Consider the following 23,663-nt stretch of genomic DNA (forward strand, 5'->3'; position numbering starts at 1 on the left):
CGGGGAATCAGCCGAATGCGCCGGGAGGATCTGCTCAAGGTCGCCTGCGACGTCATCGCGGCCCAGGGATTCGGGCACACCCGCACCGTCGACATCGCCCAGGCGGCGGGCGTGAGCCAGGCGCTGCTCTTCTACCATTTCGAGACGAAGGAGAAACTGTTCGCCGCGGCGTTCGGATACGCCGCCGAACGCGACCTCGACAATCTTGAGGCGCTTCTCGAATCGGCCGGGGGGCCGATCGACAAACTGCGGGCGATGCTCAAGTTGTATTCGCCGAGTGGTAAATCGAAATCGTGGGCGTTGTGGATCGACGCCTGGTCGGAATCGATGCGAAACCCGTCGCTCGAAGACGTCTCCCGGGCGCTTGACCTGCGGTGGAAGGACGCCCTGCGGGGAATCCTGGCGGCCGGGGCCGAAGACGGGGTCTTCGAGTGCCCCGACCCCGAAGGGGCGGCGTGGCGGTTGATGTCGCTGATCGACGGGCTGACGGTTCAGGTGACCGTGCACAAGAGGATGTTGACCCGGGCGCGGTTGTTCGAATTGGTGCGCACCGCGGCCGCCGTCGAACTCGGGCTGGAGCCCGATCAGCTCGCGTAGGCGTCGAGGGCGAATCCGTCTTTCAGCGGGTTGATTTCGATTTCGGTGAGCTCGGGACGCGCTTCGAGAATGTCCCCCAATACGACCATCACCTGCGCGACGGCGTCGAGGTCGGCGGGCGGGGCGCCGCGCCAGCCGTCCAGCAGACGCGAAACCCGGGTCGCCGCGATCAGTTCCCTCGCCTGCCGATGGGTGAGCGGGGCGAGGGCCGTCGCGGTGTCGGCGATGAGCTCGGCGAGCACTCCCCCGGCCCCGAAGGTGACGACCGCCCCGGCGTGGGGGTCGCGGTGCGCGCCGACGATCAGCTCCACGCCCGGCGTCGTCAGCTGCTCCTCGACCCAGAGCGGGAGCCCCGGCAGTCTCTCCCGCATCCGCGCCGCCGCCCGGTGGAGCTCCTCCGGGGAGGCGATGCCGAGGACGACGCCGCCCACCTCGGTCTTGTGGGCCGGTCCCAGGGCCTTGAGGACCAGCGGGTAGGCCAGGCCCGGGTCGCCGCCGTCGTAGAGCAGCCCGGCGGGGAAGGCGACTCCGCAGGCCATGAGGGTGCGGCGGAGGGCGATGTATCCCGAGATCTCGCCGGACGGCCGCGAGGCCGGCGTCGCACCCCCGGCGGCGGGCCGGGAGGTCAGTGCGCTCAGGCCGGTCATGACGGCGTCGATCGTGCCGTGGACGGGGATGCCGGCCGCCCGCAGGAAGTCCACCGTCGGGCCCTCGGGGCGCATCGTGTGGATGAGGCAGGGCCTCGTGGTGAGCGTCCGGGCCAGACGGGCGGCGGCGGCGCGCTCCGCCTCCTCCAGCGCCGGGCTGTCGGCGGCGTAGCTGGCGAAGTAGCCGGTCAGGACGACCGCGTCGACCTCGGGCGCGACGATCTCCGTGATCTTCGGGTACGTCGCCAGGTCGGACTCCCCCGCGCCCGCCATGTCGACCGGGTTCGACAGGCCCGCGTCCGGCGGCAGGAGGGCGCGCAGCGCCTCGACCGTGGCCGGGGCGAACGCGGGCACCTCCAGGCCCAGGCGCTCGGCCAGTTCGGCGGCGATGGCCCCCTGGCCCCCGCTGTCGGCCACGACCGCGACCCGGCGCACGGGGGACGGGACGGCCAGGCACGCCTGGGCGATGTGGATCGCCTCCTGCGGGGTGCGGGCGCGCATCACCCCCGCCGCCCGGCACAGCGCGTCGACGATCGCGTCGGGGGTGGCGAGCGCGCCGGTGTGGGAGGTGACCGCGCGGCGGCCCGCCGCCGAGCCGCCGACGGTCAGCAGGACGACGGGCTTGCCGCCCGCCAGGGCGATCAGGTCGCGGCCGATCGACAGGTCTTCGAGGTAGAGCACGACGACGCGGGTGTGCGGGGCGGCGACGACCGCTTCGGCCAGTTCCCGGACCCCCAGGTCGGCGGCGTCCCCGACGGACACGAACCGCGACAGGCCCAGGCCCTCCTTCGCGGCCAGGTAGCCGAGTTCCAGGCCGACCGAGCCGCTCTGGGAGACGACGCCGATCGGGCCGGGGGTCAGCGTGCCCCAGGTGAGGGAGAGGCCGGCGGCGGAGTCGTACACCCCCATGCTGGTCGGGCCCACGAGACGGGCGCCCGCCGAGCGCACCCGGGCGGCCAGCGCGGGCAGGCCGCCCGGGTAGACGACCCCGGCGGTGATCGCGACGAGATGGCGGGCCCCGGCGTCGAGGGCGTCGCCGACGACCTGCTCGTAGGTGTGCGGCGGGGTCGCCATCGCGACCAGGTCGGGGGCCTCGGGGAGGTCGCGCAGCGAGCGGTGGGTGCGGTGGCCGAGGACGTCGGCGCCCCGGGCGTTCACCAGGTGGACCGGCCGCCGCGACGCGCCGCTCAGGGCGCCCCTGGCCAGCCAGTAGCCCCATTTGGCGGGGTCGCCGGAGGCGCCGACCACGGCGACCGTGCGGGGGTCGAACAGCGCCTCGGTCATCGCCGGGCCGCCAGGTTGGCCGCCAGGTTGCGGGCGCTCAGGTCGTGGGCGACCTCTCTCGGGGTCCGGGCCGGGTCGGACATGATCTCGGTCGTCATCCGGCGCATCCAGGAGCGGATCTTCGCGAAGGCGGCGTCGGCGTCGGCCGGGATGTCGCCGAACAGCGTCCACCACCACCAGGAGTTGGTGGCCGAGTTGGCCACCACGTCCGGGACGACCACCACCCCCCTGTCCGCGAGCAGGCGTTCGGCCTCCGGGGTGACCGGGACGTTGGCCGCCTCCACCACCAGCCGGGCCCGCACCCGAGGGGCCTCCTCCGCGCCGACGCAGTAGGAGACGGCGGCCGGGACCAGCAGGTCGCAGTCGACGTCGAGCCACTCGTCGCGGGGCCGTTTGCCGCCCGGGATCCGGCCGAAGGGGTCGCGGGCGCGGAGCAGCGCCTCCACGTCCAGGCCGCCGGGGTCGGTGACGAGGCCGTCGGCGTCGGCGACGCCGACGATCCGCACCCCCGCCCGCGCCAGGAACCGCGCGGTCGCGCCGCCCATGGACCCGAAGCCCTGGACGACCGCCGTCGGCTCCTCGATGCCCAGGCGGTCGAGCGCGGTCAGGGCCGACTCGGCCACGCCGCAGCCGCCGGCCAGGTCGCCCAGGCCGATGCCGTCGACCGTGACGGCGAAGGCGGCGTCCAGGCGCTTGAGTGCCGTGTCTGGGTCGTCGAGGAGCGGCAGGACGGCGTCGATCGAGGTGCGCAGGCCGGCCGCGTGACAGGCCTCCTCGATCGACTCCTGGCGCAGCCCCAGGTCCTCGCCGGTCGCCCAGTAGGTGGCCAGCAGGGGCTTCATCGCGGCGATGTAGCGGTGCAGCATGCCGGTGGCCTCGGGGTCGAGCGGGTCGCAGTCGATGCCGCCCTTCGCGCCGCCGAGCGGCTGGTAGGCCAGGCCCGGCTCGTAGGCGATCGCCTCCTTGCGGGACATGCCCCGGGCCAGGTCGGCGACCTCCTCCAGGGTGACGCCGGCGCGCATCCGCAGGCCGCCGCTGCTGACGCCCCGGCCCAGCCGGTCGATGACCAGGTAGCCGGGGCGGCCGGTGACGTCGTCGGTCCAGACGACCTGGAGGAACGGGGTCATGAGTGCTCCTGGATGACGATCACCGTGGGACGGTCGGCGGCGAACGCCGCGCCGATCTCGCCCCGCAGGTCCGCCGGGTGTGCGACGCCGCGGGCGCCGAAGGCGCGGGCGAGCTGGACGAAGTCGGGGGCGTGCAGGTCGACCGCCACCGGGGTCATCGGGCGGGCCGTCATCTCGGCCCGGATCTCGCCGTAGCCGCCGTTGACGGCGACGACGATCGGCAGGTTGAGGCCGAGTTCGACCGCGGTGGCCAGCTCCTGGACGGTGAACTGGAGCGCGCCGTCACCGGCCAGGACCACGACGGGCAGGTCCGGGTCGGCGACCTTGGCGCCGATCGCGGCGGGGAGGGCGTAGCCGAGGGTGCCGAAGCCGGCGGGGAACAGGAAACGGCGCCGGAGGGTGGCCAGGGCGCCGTAGTAACAGAACATCGAGTTGTCGGCGGCGACCACGGCGTGGGCGGGGAGGGCCTGGGCGATGGCGTCGAGCTCGGCCCGCCAGGGGGCGGCCAGGGCGGCGCGTTCCTGAGCGATCCGACGGGTGACCTCCGCGAGAGCCGCACGCCCCGGCATCTCACCGCGGTCGTCTGTGATCACGGGCCAGACGGCCACGCCCCTCCCGTCACCGGCGTCCCCAATGATCGCGGGCACGTCAGGGCCGGTGCGAAGCGGGTGCCCGCCGTTGATCGCGGGCGAGTCGGGGCCGGTGCGGGGCAGGTGATCCGCTTCCACGGCTTTTGCCACCAGGGTGGCCAGGGCCGGGAGGGCGGTCTCCGCGTGGGCGGTGATCGGGATCGTCGCGGTCGTCGTCTGGGCCGGGTCGACGTCGATGCGGATGAGGGTGCCCTCGTAGGTGAAGTCGGTCCACAGGTCCGAGGGGGCCAGTTCCGTGCCCACGGCCACGACCGCGTCGCAGGACTTCAGCCACGCCTGGGCCGACGCCAGGAAGAGGGCGGGGCCGAGGTTGCGACGATGAGCGGGAGGGAGGATGCCCGTCCCGTTGATGGTGGTGACGACCAGGGCGTCCACGAGGTCGGCGAGCCGGAGGGCCGCCGCGCCCGCCTCGCGGGCGCCGCCGCCCAGGACGATGCCCACCCGTCCGGCTCCGGCCAGGGCCTGAGCGGCTTCGGGAAGGCCGCCACGTGCGGGGAGCGGGTAGTCGCCCTCGGCGTCGAGGAGGTCGGCCGGGATCTCGATGTGCACGGGTCGCGGCCGGCCCGCCGCGAAGAACACGAACGCCGCCGCGAGCGCCGAGGGGATCTCGGCCACGGTCGTCACGCGGTGGCTCCACGCGCAGACCGCGTCCATCGCCGCCGACTGGTTCTTCGTCTCGTGCAGGTAGCCGGTGCTCCGGCGCGGATGCGTGGTCGGCACGCCGGGCGAGATCAGCACCATCGGGATCGAGTCGGAGTAGGCCTGCCCGGCCGCCGCCGCGGCGTTCAGGACACCGGGGCCGGTCGTGGTCAGCACGACGCCGGGACGCCCGGAGATCCGGGCGTAGCCGTCGGCGGCGTACCCGGCCCCCTGCTCGTGCCGGGGGGTGACCAGCCGGGCGCCCTGGCGGGCGAGGGCGTCGTACAGGGCGAGGTTGTGGGTTCCGGGGATGCCGAAAACCGTGTCGACCCCGTGGGCGGCCAGGGTGGCCGCGACCGCCGTCGCGCCGGTCATGAGCGGGCCAGCGACCGGGAGATGATCAGCCGCTGGATGTCGGAGGTGCCCTCTTCGAGCTCCTCCAGCTTGGCGTCGCGCAGCCACCTCTCCACGGGGAACTCCCGCGAGTAGCCCCACCCGCCGAACGTCTGCATCGCCGCCCACGCGCACCACACCGCGTTCTCCGACGCCGTCAGCTTGGCGATCGCGGCCTCCTCGGTGACGGTCTCGCCGAGGTCGTGGAGGTCGGCGGCCCGCCGGGTCAGCAGCGCCGACACGTCGATCCTGGCCGCCATGTCGGCGAGCCGGAACGCCACCGCCTGGTGGCCGATGACGGGCGTGCCGAACTGCTCCCTCTCCTTCGCGTACGCCAGCGCCACGTCCAGGGCGGCGCGCGACAGGCCCGTGCAGGCGGCGGCGATGAGCACCCGGGAGGCGTCGAAGGTCCGCATGAGCCCCCGGAACCCCTGGCCCTCCTCGCCGAGGCGGTCGGCCGCCGACACGCGGACCCCGTCGAGGAAGAGCTCCGCGCAGGCGATGCCGCGCTGGCCCATCTTCGGCATCGGCGGCCCGACCGTGAAGCCGGGCGCGTCCCGGTGCACGACGAAGGCGGTCACCCCCTTGGCGCGGGTGCCGGGCGCGACCGTCGCGAAGACGACGAACCACTCGGCGAAGGGCGCGTTGGAGATCCACGTCTTCTGCCCGGTCAGCACGTAGTGGTCGCCGTCGCGTTCGGCCCGGGTGGTGATCGCGGCCGCGTCGGAGCCGACGCCGGGCTCGGTCGTGGCCAGCGCGGTCAGGGGCGGATCGTCACCGGTCAGCGGCGCGAGCAGCCGCTCTTTCTGGGACGGGGTGCCGAGTTCCAGCACGGGTGAGGCGAAGAACCCCCCGGAGGTGATCAGGTTGCCGATGGAGATGTCGCCGTGGCACAACTCCTCCTGCACCAGGCACTGGGTGACCAGGTCGACGACCCCGCCCCCGCCGAACTCCTCGGGGATCATGAACGAGGTCAGCCCGGCCTTCGCCGCCTTCGCCCAGATCTCGCGGGGGAAGACGTGGTCGCCCTCGTCGACCTCCCGCGCCCGGGGCCGGATCTCCTCGGCGGCGAACCGCCGCGCCAGCGCGACGACGTCGGCCTGCTCCGGGCTCAGCTCACGGCCGAGACGGGGGATTCTGGGCATGGTCTCTCCTCGGGTACGGGCCGGGCCACGATCCCCATGGCGGCCAGCATGCAACCGCCCCCGACGAGGACCGTCCAGGTGAGCGGCTCGCCGTACAGGACGGCGGCGAAGGCGGTCGCCCACACGGGCTCGACCGCGATGACGACGGCGGCGGTGGTCGGCGGCACGTGCGCCTGCGCCCACGTCTGGGCGAGGAACGTCCCGGCCCCGGCCACGGTGGCGAGGTAGAGCACGCCGGTCCAGTCGGCGGCGCCGTGCGGCAGCGTGATCCCGCCGGGCGCGGCGGCGACGGTCATGACCACGGCCAGCGTGAGGATCTGCACGACCGACAACGCGTACGCGTCCTCGGGCCGCGACCACTTGCCGAGCGCGACCAGGTGCACGGCGTAGAGCGCCGCCGACACGGCGGTCAGCGCGACCGCGCCCGCCGGTGCGCCGACCGGCCCGCTGAGCAGGCTGAACGAGGCGGTGCCGACGGTGGCCAGCCCGACGGCCGCCCACGTCGGCCGGCTGACCCGCGTCTTCAGCCAGACCAGGGCGATCAGCGGCGTCAGCACGAGGTAGGAGCCGGTGACGAAACCGGAGACCGACGACGGCAGCTCGGCCAGGCCGATGGTCTGGAGGGTCAGCGCGACGCCGTAGACGCCGCCCAGCAGCGCGCCCGTCCCCCACAGGCGCGGGGTGAGGTTGCGGAGCGCGCGCGGCCGGACGGCGATCAGGACCACCACGGCGATGCCGAACCGGGCGGCGTAGAGGTCGGCGATGGGCAACCGCGCGACCAGGTCCTTGGTGAGCGGGAACGTGGATCCCCAGACGGCGGTGACGGAGACCAGGGCGAGCACGCCCAGGTGGTAGTGGCGCCTGGGGGGCGAGGCGGGTGCCGTCTCAGCCCCGTTCGCAAGGTCGCCGGTGGTCATGAGACGCCCCGCAGAGTGTTCTTGACGACCTCCCCGCCCTTCATCACGAACGCCACGTCGGCGAACTTCGTGATGTCCAGGGTTCCCGGCACCGCGATCAGGTCGGCGTACCGGCCCGGCGAGAGGGAGCCGACCCGGTCGTCCCACCCCATGCACTCGGCGCTCGTCAGCGTCGCCGCCTTCAGCGCCTGGATCGGCGTGAGCCCGTGCTCGACCATGGTGGCGAGCTGCCGGCCCTGGAGCCCGTGGGGGAAGCCGCCGGCGTCCGTGCCGAACCCGATCTTCACCCCGGCCCGCACCGCCCTGCGGAAGCCCTCGCGCTGCGCCTCGGCGGTCTCGTCGTTCTTGCGGAGCTGCTCGGCGTCGTAGCCCCGCGACGGGCCGGTCTCGCGGATCCAGTCGGCCCACCAGATGTCGGCCGACAGGTAGGTCCCGTGGGCGGCCATCAGTTCGGCGCCCTCGTCGTCGAGGAAGCAGGCGTGCTCGATCGACCGCACCCCGGCGCACACCGCCCGCTTGACGCCCTCGGCGCCGTGGGCGTGGGCGGCGACGTACCGGCCGTACCAGGAGGCCTCCTCGACGGCGGCGCGCATCTGCGCCTCGGTCAGCTCGGGCGCTCCGGGGACGGTGCCGTTGGCCAGCACCGCGCCGGTGGCGATCAGTTTGATCAGGTCGGCGCCGTGGAAGACGATCTCCCGGACCCGCTCCCGGATGTCGTCGACCGAACGTGTCTCGCCGAACCGGAACTCCTTCGGCACCTCGACGTCGTGGGCGAACCCGGTCAGCATGCCGCCGCCGCCGCGAACGGTCACGTAGGCCCCGGCGACGGCCATGCGCGGCCCGAGCACGTGCCCGGCGTCGACGGCGTCGCGCAGCGCGACGTCGACGAAGGCCCGGAAGGTGCCGACGTCGCGGACGGTGGTGAACCCGGCCAGCAGCGTGTCGCGGGCGTTGGGGATGGAGGCGAAGGCCTGCCGGGCCGCGCTGTGCTTGAGCTCCTGGGCGTAGTCGCCGCACGCCGCCACCCCGACGAGATGGGTGTGCAGGTCGATCAGCCCGGGGGCCACGGTGACGTCGCCGAGGTCGCGCAGCTCCCCGTCGAACCCGGTGTAGGGACCCGTCGAGACGATCCGGTCACCCTCGATGACGACGAGCTGATCGGTCAGCACCCGCTCGCCGACGACGTCGACGAGCCGCGCGCACCGCACCGCTCTGGCCACCGGTCCTCCCCTCCTGTTTTACTGAGTCGCTACTCAAACACAGCGGGGTTTACCTTGGCAATAACGGGAGCGCCGATGCAACCGAAGGACCTGGCGACCGACCGTCTGCTCACCGAACTGACCGTCTCCCCCGACGGCTCCCACGTCGCCGTCGTCGAACGCCGCGTCGTCGCGGGCCGCGAACGCCACCGTCTCCTGCTCGTCCCGACGGCCGGCGGCCCGCCCAGGGTGCTCACCGCCGAGGCCTCCGCACCGGCGTTCTCTCCTTCCGGTACGTCCATCGCCTACCTGCACAGGAACCAGGTGTGTGTACGCCCCCTCGACGGCGGCCCCGCCCGCACGGTGACGTCGTTCAAACGGGGCGTCACCGAGTTCGCCTGGCTCGGCGAGAACCGCTTCGCCGTGCTGGCCCCCGACGAGCAGTCGCCCGTGATGCGCGGCGACGTCGCCCGGGTGATCCGCCGCCTCGACTGGCGCGAGGAGGGCCACGGGCTGCGGCTGTACCCGACCCACGTCCACGTGGTGGGCGACACGGTGGCACGCCTGACGAGTGGCGGCTGGTGGGCGTCGTGCCTGCGCGTCCACGGGGAGAAGATCGGCTTCATCGCCGACCGGGGCGACGACCGCGACCCCAACCCGCAGGTCCACGAGGTCACCCTGACCGGCGAGCTCACCCGGCGCACCGGCCTGACCGGCCCGGTGCTCCGCTTCACCTACACCGAGGACGGCGACGTCGTCGCGGTCGCGCCCCCGGCCCGCCGCCCCACCGACTGGGACCCGGAGACGGTCTGGCACGAGTCCGAGCCCCTCACCGCCCACCTGGACAGGTTCGCCGGCCAGGCCCCCACCACCGACGAACGCCTGACGGTCGTCTGCGACGACGGCCGAGAATACGCCCACGACCTGAGGACCGGCCGCGACCTGACGCCACGCGAACGGGACCCGGTCGTGCACGCCCTCGCCGAAGGCGGCGGCGTCGTCTGCGCCATCGTGTCGTTCGGCGGCGCGGCCCGCCCCGACCTCTACCGCCTCGACCCGCTGACGCGGCTGATGCCCTCGGGCTCGGTCTGGCTCTCCCGCCACCCGGCCCCCGTCCGGCGGGAGCTCGACGTCGACGGGATTCAGGTCTTCCTGACGGCCCCGCCCGGCACCGACCTCGACACCGCCCGGGGCCTCCCGACGGTCCTGGCGCTGCACGGCGGCCCGGCCTGGGCCTGGCCCGTGGCCCCCGACTCCGACGCGCTGCTGCTGGCGTCGGCGGGCTACCTGGTCGTCCGCCCCAACATCCGGGGCTCGTTCCACCGGGGCCGCGCGTGGGGCGACGCGCTCGGCGCGAACTGGGGCGGCCCGGACGCCGACGACTGCCACACCGTCCTCGACCGCCTGACGGAGTCGGGCCTGGCCGGAAAGCTGGCCTGCTACGGCAACTCCTACGGCGGCTTCCTGGTCAACTGGCTCATCGGCACGAGCGACCGCTTCGCGGCGGCCATCAGCCAGAACGGGGTGACGAACCAGGTGTCGGGCTTCGCCGCCTGCGACCTCGGAGCCGTCTACGACGTGGACTCGGGCCTGGGCGACACCTGGACGGAAGAGGGGGTGGACCACCTCTGGAAGATCAGCCCGCTGCGCAACGTGGCGAGCATCAGAACGCCGCTGCTGCTGTTGCAGGGGGAACAGGACTACCGCTGCCCGCCGTCGGACGCGGAACAGATGTTCGTCGCACTGCGACGGCTGAGGAGGGAGGTGGAATACATCCTCTATCCGGACTCGGGCCACTCGATGACCCACGACGCCCGCCTGGATCGACGCATCGACCGCTCAGAGAGAATGCTCCACTGGCTCAACCGCCACCTGCGTTAGGCGAACAGCTCAGCGGCCTCGTCGACCACCGCGGCGCGCCTGACCCATGCGAGGATCTGCGCCGAGTCGGTGCACGCGGTCACCATGTCGCGCTGGCCCTCGTCGAGGGTCAGGCCGCGGGCGTCGATGATGGCGAGGAGCGACTTGATCTCACCCTGGGTCTCGCCGACTGCGACGCCTTCGCCGAAGTGTTCCCTGGCGAACGGGCTGAACACGGGCTTGGTCTTCACGACCTGCTCCAATCTGTGTTTGGCCGACTCGGCGGCGAAGTGGAACGCGTATTGATAGTAATACGCAGCGTGTTCGACGGGCAGGGCGTCGAACCCGTCGAGGATGTCCTCGGCCACCCCCGCGTCGGCGCCGTGGGCCATCAGTGAGAGCGTGGCGAGTTCGGGATTGTCGGCGACCTGCGCCCTGGTCACCAGGGGGATGTCGTCGGGCCCGATGGCCAGTGGCTCCACATAGAGGGTCTCGAGCCGGGTGGGCATGCGGGTGGCGGCCCATCGGGCGGTGCGCCGGTCAGGGCAGACGACCACCACGTGGACGGGACAGTCGAGATGCAGCCACACCGCGGCCGCGTAGCGCGGCAGCTGGCGGGCCTTCGCCTCCGAAGGCTGGAGCTGCATCTCGACGATCAGCGCGGCGCAGGGCTCACGCTCGGGACCGAGCGTGAGCAGCAGGTCGGGACGGAGCTCCTTGGAGACGCGGTCGCTCAGTTCGAGCTGGTGTGCCCGGACGGGGAGACCGTCGGGCACCTCCAGCAGTTTGGCCCGCCTGACCAGGTCGAGGGCGAGCTGCGGCCGTTCTCGGAAGAGCTGGTTGAGTGAATCGTGTTGTGTTGTCGGCACACGTCAGGACGTTACCGGCCGATTACCGTCCGCACACCCGTTTCAATAGAACAGCCGATCGAATCTCAGAGTGCCTGATAGTCAAACCAGGAAAAACGCGCCGAATTCGAGCTCTCCCGCCCCTCCGACGTCGCGTACAGGGCGATCATCGTGCCGATGAAGCCCCCCGCCACCGTCGAGCTCAGGATCCGGCCGTCGAGCGGCGGGCCCAGGGGGCGCCACTCGCCGGGTGAGAGGGCGTAGCGGGCCTGGTAGTCCTGGCCGTGGGCCTCGAAGCTCAGCCACACGCGGCCCCCGGTGGCGTCGGCCCACCCGGCGAGGGTGTCGACGCCTTCGGCGCGGTGGACGAGTTCGAGGCCGTCGGGGCGCAGGGACAGCCGGATGTGGAAGTCGTCGTTCTGGATCAGGGCCAGGCCGGCGTGCTCCCCCGCCCCGGGGGTGAAGGTGAGCTCGGTGTGGACGGCGAAGTCGATGTGGGCCTGCGGGCGGGCCACCAGGCTGGGGTTGCCGTGTTCGGTCAGGCCGGGCGGGCGCACCTTCAGGGTCAGGCCGTCGCCGACCGTCCAGAACGTCTCGCGTGGGGTGCGGAGGAACTGCCAGGCCGGGGCGAGCGAGTCGAAGTGGTCGCACGACGGGAGGGCCGGCCAGCGGTGCACCGGCAGCGCGGGGCCGGCGAAGTCGAGGGTGACCTGGTCGAAGACCGGCCATTCGTCTTCCCACGTCACGCGGGTGAGGAAGGTCTCCCGGCCCAGGTTGTACCCGTGTTCCCGCCGGAAGGCCGACATCTCCAGCGGGGTGGCGCCGGTGCCGCCGTAGGGGCGGGTGGCCAGCAGGACCGACCACCACTCGCCGTCGGGGGTCTCGACCAGGTCGGGGTGGCCCGTCGAGGTGATGGGGTGGCGCAGGCCCAGGTGGCGGTGGGTCAGCACGGGGTTGCGCGGGTTGCCGGCGTAGGGGCCGGTGACGGCGCGGGAGCGGGCCACCATGACCGCGTGGTCCTCGGCGGTGCCGCCCTCGGAGGTCAGCAGGTAGTACCAGCCGCCGGTCTTGTAGATGTGGGGGCCCTCGGCCCAGATGCCGCCGCGCAGGTGGGGCGTCCAGATGACGTGCTCGTCGCCGACGAGCTTCAGCGACGTCAGGTCGAGTTCGCGGAGCCAGATCTCGGTGTCGCCGTCGTAGTCCTTGTTCTCGCGCTCGCGGGTGCCGTGCATCCAGCAGTGGCCGTCGTCGTCGAAGAACAGGGAGGGGTCGAAGCCGCGTGTCTCGGGGAACCAGACCGGGTCGGTCCACGGCCCCTCGGGGGAGGTGGCGGTGACCAGGAAGTTGCCGGCCGTCTCCATCAACGTCGTGATCATGTAGAAGACGCCGTCGTGGTGGCGGATGGTCGGGGCGAAGATGCCCGCCGACGGCTTGAGGCCGTCGAGGTCCAGGTCGTGGCACACGTGGCCGAGTTGCCGCCAGTGCGTCAGATCCCTGCTGTGGAAGATCGGGACGCCGGGGAACCACTCGAACGACGAGGTCACCAGGTAGTAGTCGTCGCCGACGCGGCAGATCGAGGGGTCGGGGTGGAAGCCGGACAGAACGGGATTGGTGGACACCGGCGGGAGCCTCCGGGCTGAGTGGCGCCGGGCCCCGCACGCTGCGGAAGGCGGGGCCCGGCGCCAGAACCTATTGGACCATGCACTACTTACCGAGCCGTAGCACTCCCCATCGCGCCGTGGACAGATAGCTCTGTCCGGTCGGGTCGTGCCAGGTGACCGCCGCGGTACGAGCCGCGCCGGTGGCGTCGTTGATCTGCACGTCGAAGCCGAGGACCCGGTCGCGGGACAGGGTCACCGTGGGCAGCTTGATCGCCGCCTCGACGATGTAACCGGTGGAGGTGCGCGAGACGGCGCTGGTCAGGTTGCCGCGGATCGCGAAGGCGTCGAAGGTGCCGCCGATCGACTCGGCGCCGGTGAAGGAGATCCGGTACTGGCCGTCGTCGTCGTCGTAACCCTTGGTCTTGTTGTTCCCGGGGTCGACGAAGATCTCGACGCTGTCCTCCTCCCACGGGTTCGGCGACTCCTCGCTGAGGACGGGGTCGGTGACCTTCGCCAGGACGTACAGGACACCCGAAGGCGACCACAACGCCCGGATCTTGGCCGTCGCGCCCGACGTGCCCTCGATCCAGGTGCCGGTGCCGACCGGGGTGGCCTTGTTCCAGACCGCCTCGGCGACGCCGTCGACCACCGGGGTCTCCTTCGGCGCGGTGAACTCCTTCACCTCGGGGACGAACGTCAGGGTCCCGCTGTAGACCGCGTCGGGGCCGGTGCTGACGTCGTCGGCCACCAGGTCCAGGGACGTGGCGCTCCCTGAGGGCAGCAGGGCCTCCGCCTGCCAGCCTCTGTCGGTCTTCCTGGTGTGCGCCTTGAAGCCCTGGGCGTGGGTGCCGCCGCGCTGGATCCGGTACGTCGCCGGCCCGACCTTGAGCGACAGCGAGTCGGTGCCGTCGTCGGTCGCGTCGGTGACGTCGGCGAAGACGTACACGCCCGAAGGGGCCTTTCGCAGTTGGAAGGAGGCCGACACGGACCCGACCCGGGCCACGGGCTGGTCCGGCTGCCGGTCCCACTGCTCGTCGCGCCTGCCGTCGACGGTCACCGTGCCGGCGGGCACGGTCAGGGAGAGCCGGGCGGCGGGCAGCCGCGACGGGTCGGCGACGCCCCAGAACGCGGGCTTGGCCTGGAGTTCGTCGTCGAAGGGCAGCGGCGCGTTGACGCGGTTGATCGGGAAGGTCGACAACCAGGTCTCGTCGTCGGCCACGCCCCAGATGGTCACCGACGACAATTTGGCGGCCTGACGGCGGAAGACGTCGAAGATCTCCTTGTAGCGGTGACCCTGCCGGGCGAGGACCTCGGCGGGCACGGTCGGGTAGGTCGACACGAAGTCGGTGTAGACCGACACGTCGAGCTCGGTGACCTGCTGCTCCACGCCCAGCGTCGCGAAGCGTTCGATCGAGTCCTCGATCTGGTAGGCGGGCGGCTGCTCGATGTTGACGTGGAGCTGGTGGCCGACGGCGTCGATCGGCACGCCCTCGTCGCGGAGCCGCTTGACGACCTTGTACATCGCCTCCCGCTTGCGCGGGAACTCGGTGTTGTAGTCGTTGAACACCAGCGTCGCGGCGGGGTCGACCTCCCGGGCGACCCGGAACGCGGTCCGGATGTAGTCGAGGCCGGTGATCTCGAACCACGGCGAGCGGCGCAGGCCGTCGGGCTGGTTCTCGTCGATGACCTCATTGACGACGTCCCACGTGCCGATGCGGCCCTTGTAGCGGCCCATCACGGCGCGGATGTGGTTCTCGATGCGCTGGAGCAGGACCTCCTTGGTCGCGCCCTCGAAGACCCACGCGGGGGTCTGGCTGTGCCAGACGAGGGTGTGGCCGCGGAACTCCAGCCCGTTGCCGGTGGCGAAGTCGACCAGGGCGTCGCCCTCGTCGAAGGTGAACCGGCCCTCCTCGGGTTCGGTCGCGTCCCACTTCAGCGCGTTGCCGGGGGTGACGCTCCCGTAGTGCTTGCCGATGAGCCCGGCGTGCTCCCCGAGGGTGGCGCCCCGGTAGAAGGCCGCGCCGAGCGTGAAGGGCACGGTGTCCTTGAGCGAGGGGATGTCGGTCTGGATGGGCTTCGGCTCGACGTACTCCAGCGTGAAGTCGTCGATCTCGAACGGCAGGGCGCCCTCCCCGGACTCGACGTAGACGCTCAGGAAGTCGACGTCGTGGGCGAGGGTGTAGGTGCCGCTCAGCCGGGTCCAGCCGGTGACGGACGCGGGGGCCGCGACGCGCTCGTAGGAGGGCGTGCCGTTCTGCCGCCGCTCGACCGACAGGCCGAGCGACTGCGCCTCGGCGCTGCGGACCCAGACCGAGAGGGTGTACTTCGACCCCTTGGCCATCTTGCCCAGCACGTTCAGCGAAGGCCCGTCCCAGGAGGCCTGCCGGTCGGTGACGGCGAGTCCGAAGTTCCCGGCGCGGGCGGCCGGACCCGACGCGGTGAGCGTCGCCCCGCCGCGCGGGTTCCAGCCCTGCGCGGTCCCCGTCTCGAAGTCGGTGGACAGGCCCGACCGCGTGGGGTCGCCGTCCGACGTGATGACGATGTCGTCGACCGTGAACTCGGCCGTCGCGTCGGAGCTCTCGAAGTAGAGGTTCAGGGCGGAGTCGGCGGCGTAGCCGTACGACCCGGACAACTCGGTGAACTCCCCGGGGGCGGACGTCGCCGCGCCGACCCGCTCCCAGGTCGTCGAGCCGCCCGCCGGGGTGCGCTCGACGGTAAGCGCGACCGCCCCCGAGACGCGGGCGGTCACGTTGTAGGTGACCCCCTTCTCGAAGGGCGGGGTGATCTGGGCGCCCATCCAGTTCTGGGTCCGCCCGGTGACGCGCAACGCGCCGGCGGAGGTGTCCAGGACGACCCCGTCGCCCCGGGGGCCCCAGCCCTGGGCCCCGGAGGAGAAGTCGTAGGCGGCGATGGTGGTGACATCCGCCCTGGCCGGGACGGCCAGGCATAACAGGACGAGCAGTACGGCCGTCGCGGCTCGGAACATGGGGGGTGTCTTCTCCTAGTGCAGGTTCTCGTGGAGCAGGTCGAGCAGCGGCTGACGCCGGGCGCACGACGCGAGGGCGAAGGAGTCGGCCAGGGCCAGCAGTTCCTCGTCGGAACGGCCGCGGAACACCTCGGCGTACTCGGGGACGAGGGCCTGGGCGATCATGATGTGCCGGATGAGGTCGTCGATCTGGTAGCGCGCGCCCCAGGGGTAGGGGTCCCAGGAGGGGAACTCCGCCTCCATGAACCGGTGCAGCGGGGCGAGCTCGCCGGCCATCTCCTCCATCGTCGAACCCCACCGGTCGGCCCCGAGACGGCCCTTCTTGGCGATGAAGTCGCCGAAGACTCCGATGTAAGGTTCACCGGCCGTGACGAGTCCCTGGAGACCGACGTCCTTGTACGTCCACAACGACCACCCCGCCGAATGCGCGTCGAAGATCTCAAGCTGGTCGCGGAGGATCTGGTAGCGCTGCGCGTCGACCCCGGCGTCGCCGGTGTAGACGGGGCCGAACTCGCCCACCCAGATGGGCGTGCCGGTCTCCCGCTGGAACACCGTGCGCTTCTCGAAGGTGGCCTCCAGGGTCGAGCGGTCGACCCATTCGCCGCGGGTCTCGCCGGGGTAGGGGCCGCCGTGCGCGAACCCGGCCAGGGCGTAGTCGTGGCAGACGAAGACCGTGTTCTCGTACACCTCCCGGAAGATCGAGAAGTCGGTCGAGTAGGTGTTGCCGTCGAGGAACAGCACGTGGCCGGGGTCGACCGCGCGGATCGCCTTGACCAGGCGGTCGTAGAAGGGGCCGACGACGCGGCCGTGCACGTCGCCGGGCTCGTTGATGGGGTTGTAGCCCGCCACCCACGGGTTGTCCTTGTAGCGGTCGGCCATGACCTCCCACAGGTGCACCGCGCGGTCCTGGAACTGGCGGTAGCGCCAGAAGGAGGCGATGTGGGTGGGGTTGTCGGAGTGCCAGTGCTGGTTCTGCGCGCCGGGCAGGGCGTGCAGGTCGATGACGCTGTAGATGCCGCGTTCGCCGAGCAGGCCGATGACGCGGTCGAGGTGGCGGAAGCCGTGTTCGATGATCTCGAACGGGCGGTCGTCCGACTCGAAGTGGTGGTAGTTGACCGGGATCCGGACGCAGTTCATGCCCAGGTCCCGTAAGAGGTCGGCGTCCTCAGGGCCGAAGAACGAGGTCAGCAGGCGGTCGAAGAACAGCTCCGAGCGCTCCTCACCGAGCACCTCCCGGACGGCCGACCGCATGGTCGACTCGTTGGCGGAGTAGCCGGTGATGAAGTTCTCCATGTTGAGCCAGCCGCCGAGCCCGACGCCACGAAGGCGCACCGGACGCCCGGACGGGTCGACGAGGTGAGATCCGGACACGCGCAGGTCGGGCATCGCTTCCCCTTGAAAGTTTCGGAGTGTTACCGAATATTTCGCAAGCCGCAGCATAGATATCCAGCTCGCGGACCGTCAACAAAGAGCTGGGAGCGCTACCACCGGGAATGACACCCCAGGTACGCGTATCCGAAACCTTTCGGATACACTTCCGGCCATGCCAGCGAAAAGGCGGGTGACGATCGCCGTAATCGCCCAAGAGGCGGGTGTGTCGGTCCCCACGGTGTCCAAGGTCATCAACGGTCGCCCGGAAGTCGCGCCGGAGACCCGGCAGCGGGTGGAACGACTGCTGCACAAACACGGCTACCAGCGCCGCGTCAGCCCCGGCGACGGCCCCGTCGGGCTGATCGACCTCGTGTTCGCCGAGATCGAGAGCCCCTGGGCGATGGAGATCGTGCGGGGCGCCGAGACGGCCGCCCGCGAGGCCGAGGCCAGCGTGGTCATCTCGGTCCTGCACACCCACGCGGGCCCCGGCCGCGACTGGCTGGAGCGCATCGCCGCCCGCCGCACCGACGGCGTCGTCGTCGTCGCCTCGCGCCTGTCGGCCGGTCTGCAGAACCAGCTCGCGGCCCGGTCGATGCCGTTCGTCGTGGTCGACCCCGAAGGGGAGCCGGCCGGTGGCGTCGCCTCCGTCGGCGCCACCAACTGGCACGGCGGCCTGGCCGCCACCCGGCACCTGCTGGAGCTCGGCCACCGCCGGATCGGGATGATCGGCGGCCCGGCCGACATGTTGTGCAGCCGGGCCCGCATAGACGGCTACCGCGCCGCCCTGGAGACCGCCGGGGTGCCCGTCGAGCCGGGCCTGATCCGCTACGGCAGTTTCCTCGCCGACGCCGGCCACGACCACGGTCATGCCCTGCTGTCGCTGCCCGACCGTCCGACGGCCATCTTCGCCGGCAGCGACATGCAGGCCTTCGGGGTGTTCGAGGCGGCCCGGCAGCGCGGGCTGCGCGTGCCCGAGGACCTCAGCGTGGTCGGCTTCGACGACCTGCCGCTGGCCCAGTCGGCGTGGCCGCCGCTCACCACGGTCCGCCAGCCGCTCCAGGACATGGCCGCGCTGGCCACCCGGATGGTGCTGGCGATGGGCCGCGGGGAACACCCCGAGGCCCGCCGGGTCGAGCTGGCCACCGATCTGGTGGTCCGCGAGAGCACGACGCCGATCACCCTTTCGTCGCCCCCGCAGTGAGGCCGCCGATGAGCTGCCGCTCGGCGACCGCGTAGAAGGCCAGCGCCGGGATCATCGCCAAGACCACGTACGCGAGGATCTTGGCGGTGTCGGCCGAATACTGCCCGCTGAACTGCTGCACGCCCACGGGGAGCGTCCACCACACCTTGTCGTTGAAGACCACCAGCGGCAGGAAGAAGTTGTTCCAGCTGTTGACGACGGCCAGCACCGACACCGTGGCCAGCGCGGGACGGGCCATCGGCAGCAGGATCCGCCAGAAGAACCCGAACGGCGAGCAGCCGTCGAGGATGGCGGCCTCCTCCACCTCGTGCGGGATCGACCGGAAGAACGACCGCAGGATGATGATCGTCAGCGCCAGGCCGAAGGCGGCCTGGGGCAGGATCACCCCGAGCGGGTTGTTCAGCAGGCCGAAGAACCGCAGGATGATGAACAGCGGCAGGATCGCCACCGCGAACGGGAACATCAGCCCGGCCGCGAAGATGGTGAACAGGAACTCCCGGCCCCGGAAGGCGAACCGGGCGAACACGAACGCCGCCAGCGCCGAGACGGCCACCGTGACCAGCGCCGTGCTGAGCGCGATCAGGGAACTGTTGAAGACCTGCCGCCAGAAGTCCGACGACGCCAGCACGTTCGTATAGTTCTCAGGTACCCACGGTGCCGGCAGGCCGATCGGGTTGTTGGCGAGCTGCGGGTTGTCCTTGAAGCCGCCCAGGATGCCGTACACGATCGGCACCATGATGAACACGCCGATGACGATGACGATCGTGTGCAGCGCGATCGGCCGGGCGATCCTGGCCGGCGTGCTCCGGCGTTCCCGCGCGTGGACGCTCATCTGCGGCCACCTCCCATGGTCGTGGTGGCCCCGTCGAGGTCGCGCTTGAGCACGAACCGCTGGTAGCCGATGGCGAAGACCAGGCTGAGCAGGAACATCACCACGCTGATCGCGCTGGCGTAACCGACCTGGAAGCGGTTGAAGCCGATGTCGTACATCGTCACGCCGAGCGTCTCCGACGCGTGCACGGGGCCGCCCCCTGTCAGCACGTACACCAGGTCGAAGAGCTGGATGGTACCGATCACCGACAGGAAGATCGTGATCCGGATCGTCGGGCCGAGCAGCGGCAGCGTCACGTAGCGGAACACGTGCCAGGGGCCGCAGCCGTCGATCTGGGCCGCCTCGGTGAGCTCCTTGGGGATGCTCTGCCGGCCGGCCAGGTAGAGGATCACGTAGAACCCGAAGTACTTCCACGTGATGACGATGAACAACGAGAACATGACCGTATCGGGCTCGGACAGGAAGCTCGACGTCCCGAGTCCGAGGAAGCCGAGGACCTCGTTGGCCAGCCCGCGCTCCGGCGACAGCAGCATGCTGAACAGCACGGCCGCGATGACCTCGCTGAGCACGTACGGCGCGAAGAACAGCAGCCGGTAGAGGGCCCGCAGGCGCATCTTCTGGTTCAGCAGCAGCGCGATGGCCAGGGCCAGCGGTAGCTGCACCACCAGCGACAACACGATCAGGAGCGCGCCGCGCCGCAGGTCGCCGAGGAAGATCTCGTTGTCCAGCAGCCGGGTGAAGTTGTCCAGCCCGACGAAGTTCGTCGGCAGCAGGCCGAAGCCGTTCCACTTGAAGACGCTGGAGTACATCGCCAGCAGGATCGGCGCCAGCACCAGCAGCGAGAACAGGATGACGCCGGGGAGAAGGAACAGGATGATGGTGATCCGCTTCCGCGCCTTGCCCCGGTTCTTGCTCGCCCGGGGCTGCGGCGGGGGGACCAATCGTCGCGGGACCGGAGAGGCCGCGAAGGCGCTCTCCGGTCCTTTTGTCGTCTTCACGCCGCGACTACTCCGCCTGCGCGGTCTCGGTGATGGCCTTGACCACTTCTTCCGGCGACTTGGTCCCGGCGATCAGCTCGGCCACGCTGTCGTTGACCTGCGCGCCGACGGCCGGCGGGTAGGCCTGGTCGAGGTAGAGCTGGAAGCCGGTCGCCTTGGCCAGCACGTCGACGACCATCTTGCCGCGGGGGTCGGTGACGGCGTCCTCGGTGCCCTTGACGACGGGCAGGAGGGCGCCGGTGGCGATCTCCTTGCGGGCGTTGTCGGCCGACAGGATGAACTTCAGGAAGTCGGTGGCCTCCTTCGGCGCGTCCACGCCGACGGCGAAGCCGCCGCCGCCGCCGAGCGCCTCGGTCGCCGCGCCCTTGCCGCCCTCGACGGCGGGGAAGGGGAAGAAGCCGAGCGCCTCGCCGAGGTCACCGGCCGTGTCCTTCTGGACGGTCGGCGCCCACTGGCCCATGAGCTCCATGGCCGCCTTGCCGCCGCCCATCGCCGCGGCCTGGCCGTCGGGGGTGTCGTAGGGGGCGCCGAGGAAGCCGTTCTGGAACGGCTTGAGGTCGGCCAGCTCCTTGAGCTTCTGGCCGGCGGCGATGAAGTCGGGGTTCTCGAACGACTTGGCGGTCGCCGCCTCCTGGAGCGCGGGCAGACCGGCGATCCGCATCGCGAGGTAGGTCCAGTAGTAGTGGCCCGGCCACTTGGCCTTGCCGGCCAGGGCGATCGGGGTGATGCCGGCGTCCTTCAGCTTCTTGACCGCGTCGAGGAACTCGGTCCAGGTCGCGGGCGGCTGCTCGATGCCGGCCTTCTTGAAGAGGTCCTTGTTGTACCAGAAGCCGACCATGCCGATGTCGTACGGGACACCGTAGGTCTTGCCGCCTAACTGGTAGGCCGCCAGGGCGGCCGGGTTGAACGTGCCCGACCAGTCGGCGATGTCGGCGGTGATGTCCTTGGCGATGCCGCCGTCGGCCTGCTGCTGGAGCACGCCGCCGCCCCACGTCTGGTAGATGTCGGGGCCTTCGCCCGACTGGGCCACCGTGGTCATCTTGGCCTTGAAGGCCTCGTTCTCCAGCGGGTTGATGTTGATCGTCACGTTGGGGTGGGCGGCCATGTACTCCTTGGCCATCGCGTCCCACACCGGCAACATGGGCTCGATGTTCTGGATGTGCCACCAGTCGATGACGACCTTCTCCTGCGCCGCCTGGCCCCCGGCGGCGGGCGCTTCCTCGCTTCCGCTTCCGCAGCCCGCCAGCAGCAGTGCGGCGGCAGCCGCCGTCACCACTGCGCGTCGTGTCAGCGACATATCGGTGGTTCCTTCCGTCCCGGGAATGGACTCCAAGAAACTTTCGATGAAATTCCGATAGTTTCCCTTGATGGCAGGGAGGTTACATCGCGTTTTCCATGGGATCAACGGCCGTTGTGGAGCTGTTACTCGGCCCTTGCCGCTAGGGTTCTGCCGTGGTCCGGGCGGAGATCACGTGAAATCACGTGCGATCCCCCATCAAGTGCGGATTTGGCAGTGAGGTTGACGGGTGCCCGGATGGAAGACGGCGGTGAGCCTGATCGCGGCTTCCGTCACGCTCATGGGACTTTCAGCTCCCGCGTCCGCACGGGCGCGCGCGGACATGGAGGAGCGGCCCTGCCCGGTCGCCGTGCCCGAGGGCACCACGTGCGGCTACCTGCTGGTGCCCGAGCGGCGCGACGCCTACCAGAGCGACACGATCAAGGTGGGCTACGCGATCCGCAAGGTGGCCAGCCCGGCCGGTGAGCCGGTCGTCTTCATGAGCGGCGGCCCCGGCTCCGCGTCGATCCCGCTGACCGAGATGATCACCTCGATCGCCCCCGACCGCGACGTCGTGGTCATCGAGCAGCGCGGCGGGCGATGGTCGGAACCGCGCCTGGAATGCCCCGAGATCGTGGACGGCGTCCTGAAGGACCTCGCGCCGCCCACCGCCGTGACGGCCAGCCCCAGTCCCAGCCCCATGCCGATCACGGCCACGCCCGCGCCCGCCCCCAACGGGGCCATCGGCCTGGCGGCCCGCACGTGCAAGGCGCGGCTGACGGTCGACCTGCGCGGCTACCGCACCCAGGAGATCGCCGCCGACGTGGTCGAGCTGCGCCGCTCGCTCGGGTACGACAAGTGGACCCTGTTCGGCGTCAGCTACTCCACCCGCGTGATGCTGCTGGCCGCCGCGATGGACCCCGACGGCGCCAAGTCGCTCGTGCTCGACTCCTACCTGCCCGAGCGCAGCCAGTGGTACGACGAGGCGATGGCCGCCCTGCGCGCCACCCTCGACCGCCTCGGCGTGACCGCCCGGTTCGACCTCGCGGTGAAGAACATCAACGCCGCCCCGGTCACCCTCGCCACCCGCGACCCGCTCACCCGCCGGCGCGTCATGGTCCGGCTGACCGGCGACGACGTCGCCACCCTGCTGGCCGAGTCGTTCGCCGACCCCGAGGCGCTGCCGATCCTGCCGGCCCTGGTCGACGGCCTGGCCGGCGGCCACACCGACCTGCTGCAGCCGCTGGTCGACGGCGCGGGCGGCGCGCTGACCAGCCACGAGTGGGGCCTCTACTACGCCGTGCAGTGCCAGGACGAGGCGCCCGCCAACACCTTCGCCGACCGCCGCCTGTTCACCGCCGACAACGACGCGACCGTGTGCGCGGAGTGGCGGCTGCCCGCCTCCGGCGAGGAGGGCGCGATCACCCAGGCCCCCGTCCTGATCCTGGCCGGCCAGTACGACCCCACCACCCCGTCGGCGGCGGCGAGCCGGGCCACCGAGAACCTGCCGGGCGCGCGGTTCCAGGAGTTCGCCGGCGTCGGCCACGGGGTGTTCCTGGGCAGCGAGTGCGGCCGCCGGACGATCACCGCGTTCCTGGCCGACCCGGCCGCCCCGGCGCCCTGCGATGCCGCCGCGGCTCCCCGGGCGCTGATCGACCCGGCCTCGGTGCACTTCACCGGGGCCGCCTACACGGCCGCCGGAGCGCCGTGGGTGCTGGCGCCGCTCGGCGCGTTCGCGCTGCTGTCGCTCCTCCAGCTCGCCGGGGGCGCGCTCACGGTGCGCCGCGACGGGCTGCTGACCCTGCTGGCCGGCATCACCGGCGTGGTCTTCTGCGCCATCGCGGCCTGGAGCGTGTTGTCGGTGGACGACGAGGTGGCCTTCGCCGTCGGGATCCCGCCGCTCATCTTCTGGACGAGCGCGCTGGCGGTCGTGTCGACGGGCCTGTCGGTCGTGGCGGCGTTCCGCGAACGGGCGCCCGGCGTGCTCATCCTTCCCGCGGCGACCGGGCTCGTCTTCACGGCCTGGCTCGTCGGATGGGTTCTCTGACTCTTCTCCGCCACCCGTTTCCACCGCAGGGCGTTGACGCGCGCC

The 23,663-nt window shown here is 71.4% G+C and carries 17 protein-coding genes; 4 read left to right on the top strand and 13 right to left on the bottom strand.

The window, feature by feature from the left end:
- Positions 1 to 15 precede the first annotated feature (15 nt).
- Positions 16 to 597, top strand: coding sequence for a TetR/AcrR family transcriptional regulator (locus AW273_RS26155; protein ID WP_232327598.1), 582 nt, complete (start codon positions 16 to 18; stop codon positions 595 to 597).
- Here AW273_RS26155 and AW273_RS26160 read toward each other — a convergent pair.
- From AW273_RS26160 to AW273_RS26185, 6 genes are read right to left on the bottom strand one after another with little or no spacing between them, the layout of a single operon-like run.
- The gene (locus tag AW273_RS26160; protein ID WP_062353407.1) at positions 585 to 2,528 is read right to left on the bottom strand and encodes an acetate--CoA ligase family protein; all 1,944 of its coding nucleotides are present in this window, start codon (positions 2,526 to 2,528) and stop codon (positions 585 to 587) included. The two genes, AW273_RS26155 and AW273_RS26160, sit on opposite strands and share 13 nt — an antisense overlap.
- Positions 2,525 to 3,655 (bottom strand): Glu/Leu/Phe/Val dehydrogenase dimerization domain-containing protein, encoded by a 1,131-nt coding sequence (locus AW273_RS26165; RefSeq protein ID WP_062353410.1) that lies wholly within the window; start codon positions 3,653 to 3,655, stop codon positions 2,525 to 2,527. The genes AW273_RS26160 and AW273_RS26165 overlap by 4 nt, the downstream gene beginning before the upstream one ends.
- The gene (locus AW273_RS26170; protein ID WP_062353413.1) at positions 3,652 to 5,319 is read right to left on the bottom strand and encodes a thiamine pyrophosphate-binding protein; all 1,668 of its coding nucleotides are present in this window, start codon (positions 5,317 to 5,319) and stop codon (positions 3,652 to 3,654) included. Before AW273_RS26170 ends, AW273_RS26165 begins: the two co-directional genes overlap by 4 nt.
- The gene (locus AW273_RS26175) at positions 5,316 to 6,482 is read right to left on the bottom strand and encodes an acyl-CoA dehydrogenase family protein (RefSeq protein ID WP_062353416.1); all 1,167 of its coding nucleotides are present in this window, start codon (positions 6,480 to 6,482) and stop codon (positions 5,316 to 5,318) included. Before AW273_RS26175 ends, AW273_RS26170 begins: the two co-directional genes overlap by 4 nt.
- Positions 6,449 to 7,399 carry a DMT family transporter gene (locus tag AW273_RS26180; RefSeq protein WP_083950065.1) on the bottom strand — a complete coding sequence of 317 codons (951 nt, stop codon included), beginning with the start codon at positions 7,397 to 7,399 and terminating at the stop codon, positions 6,449 to 6,451. The genes AW273_RS26175 and AW273_RS26180 overlap by 34 nt, the downstream gene beginning before the upstream one ends.
- A complete protein-coding gene (locus tag AW273_RS26185; RefSeq protein ID WP_083950066.1) occupies positions 7,396 to 8,619 on the bottom strand; it encodes a metal-dependent hydrolase family protein in 1,224 nt (407 codons plus the stop codon). Before AW273_RS26185 ends, AW273_RS26180 begins: the two co-directional genes overlap by 4 nt.
- A gap of 75 nt (positions 8,620 to 8,694) precedes the next feature.
- On the opposite strand from AW273_RS26185, the gene AW273_RS26190 reads away from it, so the two are divergent.
- On the top strand, positions 8,695 to 10,479 hold the full coding sequence (locus tag AW273_RS26190; RefSeq protein ID WP_062353423.1) for a S9 family peptidase: 1,785 nt from the start codon (positions 8,695 to 8,697) through the stop codon (positions 10,477 to 10,479).
- Here the strand turns inward: AW273_RS26190 and AW273_RS26195 are convergent.
- The 4 genes from AW273_RS26195 to AW273_RS26210 form a co-directional block, all read right to left on the bottom strand.
- Positions 10,476 to 11,327 (bottom strand): hypothetical protein, encoded by an 852-nt coding sequence (locus AW273_RS26195; RefSeq protein WP_062353425.1) that lies wholly within the window; start codon positions 11,325 to 11,327, stop codon positions 10,476 to 10,478. The genes AW273_RS26190 and AW273_RS26195 overlap by 4 nt on opposite strands.
- Positions 11,328 to 11,392: 65 nt before the next feature.
- A complete protein-coding gene (locus tag AW273_RS26200; protein ID WP_062353429.1) occupies positions 11,393 to 12,925 on the bottom strand; it encodes a glycoside hydrolase family 43 protein in 1,533 nt (510 codons plus the stop codon).
- Between the two features lie 85 nt (positions 12,926 to 13,010).
- Positions 13,011 to 15,893, bottom strand: a complete 2,883-nt coding sequence (locus tag AW273_RS26205; protein WP_062353432.1) for an endo-1,4-beta-xylanase — start codon at positions 15,891 to 15,893, stop codon at positions 13,011 to 13,013.
- A 15-nt stretch (positions 15,894 to 15,908) separates the two neighbouring features.
- A complete protein-coding gene (locus tag AW273_RS26210) occupies positions 15,909 to 17,279 on the bottom strand; it encodes a glycoside hydrolase family 5 protein (protein ID WP_062353434.1) in 1,371 nt (456 codons plus the stop codon).
- Between the two features lie 157 nt (positions 17,280 to 17,436).
- Between AW273_RS26210 and AW273_RS26215 the strand changes: the two genes are divergently transcribed.
- A complete protein-coding gene (locus AW273_RS26215; RefSeq protein ID WP_030454448.1) occupies positions 17,437 to 18,465 on the top strand; it encodes a LacI family DNA-binding transcriptional regulator in 1,029 nt (342 codons plus the stop codon).
- On the opposite strand, the gene AW273_RS26220 is transcribed toward AW273_RS26215, so the two are convergent.
- The 3 genes from AW273_RS26220 to AW273_RS26230 are packed head-to-tail and all read right to left on the bottom strand — an operon-like array spanning position 18,440 to position 21,592.
- The gene (locus AW273_RS26220; protein WP_062353436.1) at positions 18,440 to 19,297 is read right to left on the bottom strand and encodes a carbohydrate ABC transporter permease; all 858 of its coding nucleotides are present in this window, start codon (positions 19,295 to 19,297) and stop codon (positions 18,440 to 18,442) included. The genes AW273_RS26215 and AW273_RS26220 overlap by 26 nt on opposite strands.
- On the bottom strand, positions 19,294 to 20,295 hold the full coding sequence (locus AW273_RS26225) for a carbohydrate ABC transporter permease (protein WP_062353439.1): 1,002 nt from the start codon (positions 20,293 to 20,295) through the stop codon (positions 19,294 to 19,296). Before AW273_RS26225 ends, AW273_RS26220 begins: the two co-directional genes overlap by 4 nt.
- Before the next feature lie 7 nt (positions 20,296 to 20,302).
- Positions 20,303 to 21,592, bottom strand: coding sequence for an extracellular solute-binding protein (locus AW273_RS26230; protein WP_062353440.1), 1,290 nt, complete (start codon positions 21,590 to 21,592; stop codon positions 20,303 to 20,305).
- Positions 21,593 to 21,872: 280 nt separating this feature from the next.
- Here AW273_RS26230 and AW273_RS26235 point away from each other — a divergent pair, with 280 nt between their 5' ends.
- On the top strand, positions 21,873 to 23,618 hold the full coding sequence (locus tag AW273_RS26235; protein WP_157556156.1) for an alpha/beta fold hydrolase: 1,746 nt from the start codon (positions 21,873 to 21,875) through the stop codon (positions 23,616 to 23,618).
- Positions 23,619 to 23,663: the final 45 nt, after the last annotated feature.

Source organism: Herbidospora yilanensis (assembly GCF_001570565.1).
GTDB lineage: Bacteria > Actinomycetota > Actinomycetes > Streptosporangiales > Streptosporangiaceae > Herbidospora > Herbidospora yilanensis.

What these genes read in the sequence shown, in the direction of transcription:
- AW273_RS26155 (WP_232327598.1), top strand. Translation starts at nt 16, where the DNA reads ATGCGCCGGGAGGATCTGCTCAAGGTCGCCTGCGACGTCATCGCGGCC.
- AW273_RS26160 (WP_062353407.1), bottom strand. Translation starts at nt 2,528, where the DNA reads ATGACCGAGGCGCTGTTCGACCCCCGCACGGTCGCCGTGGTCGGCGCC.
- AW273_RS26165 (WP_062353410.1), bottom strand. Translation starts at nt 3,655, where the DNA reads ATGACCCCGTTCCTCCAGGTCGTCTGGACCGACGACGTCACCGGCCGC.
- AW273_RS26170 (WP_062353413.1), bottom strand. Translation starts at nt 5,319, where the DNA reads ATGACCGGCGCGACGGCGGTCGCGGCCACCCTGGCCGCCCACGGGGTC.
- AW273_RS26175 (WP_062353416.1), bottom strand. Translation starts at nt 6,482, where the DNA reads ATGCCCAGAATCCCCCGTCTCGGCCGTGAGCTGAGCCCGGAGCAGGCC.
- AW273_RS26180 (WP_083950065.1), bottom strand. Translation starts at nt 7,399, where the DNA reads ATGACCACCGGCGACCTTGCGAACGGGGCTGAGACGGCACCCGCCTCG.
- AW273_RS26190 (WP_062353423.1), top strand. Translation starts at nt 8,695, where the DNA reads ATGCAACCGAAGGACCTGGCGACCGACCGTCTGCTCACCGAACTGACC.
- AW273_RS26205 (WP_062353432.1), bottom strand. Translation starts at nt 15,893, where the DNA reads ATGTTCCGAGCCGCGACGGCCGTACTGCTCGTCCTGTTATGCCTGGCC.
- AW273_RS26210 (WP_062353434.1), bottom strand. Translation starts at nt 17,279, where the DNA reads ATGCCCGACCTGCGCGTGTCCGGATCTCACCTCGTCGACCCGTCCGGG.
- AW273_RS26215 (WP_030454448.1), top strand. Translation starts at nt 17,437, where the DNA reads ATGCCAGCGAAAAGGCGGGTGACGATCGCCGTAATCGCCCAAGAGGCG.
- AW273_RS26220 (WP_062353436.1), bottom strand. Translation starts at nt 19,297, where the DNA reads ATGAGCGTCCACGCGCGGGAACGCCGGAGCACGCCGGCCAGGATCGCC.
- AW273_RS26230 (WP_062353440.1), bottom strand. Translation starts at nt 21,592, where the DNA reads ATGTCGCTGACACGACGCGCAGTGGTGACGGCGGCTGCCGCCGCACTG.
- AW273_RS26235 (WP_157556156.1), top strand. Translation starts at nt 21,873, where the DNA reads ATGGGACTTTCAGCTCCCGCGTCCGCACGGGCGCGCGCGGACATGGAG.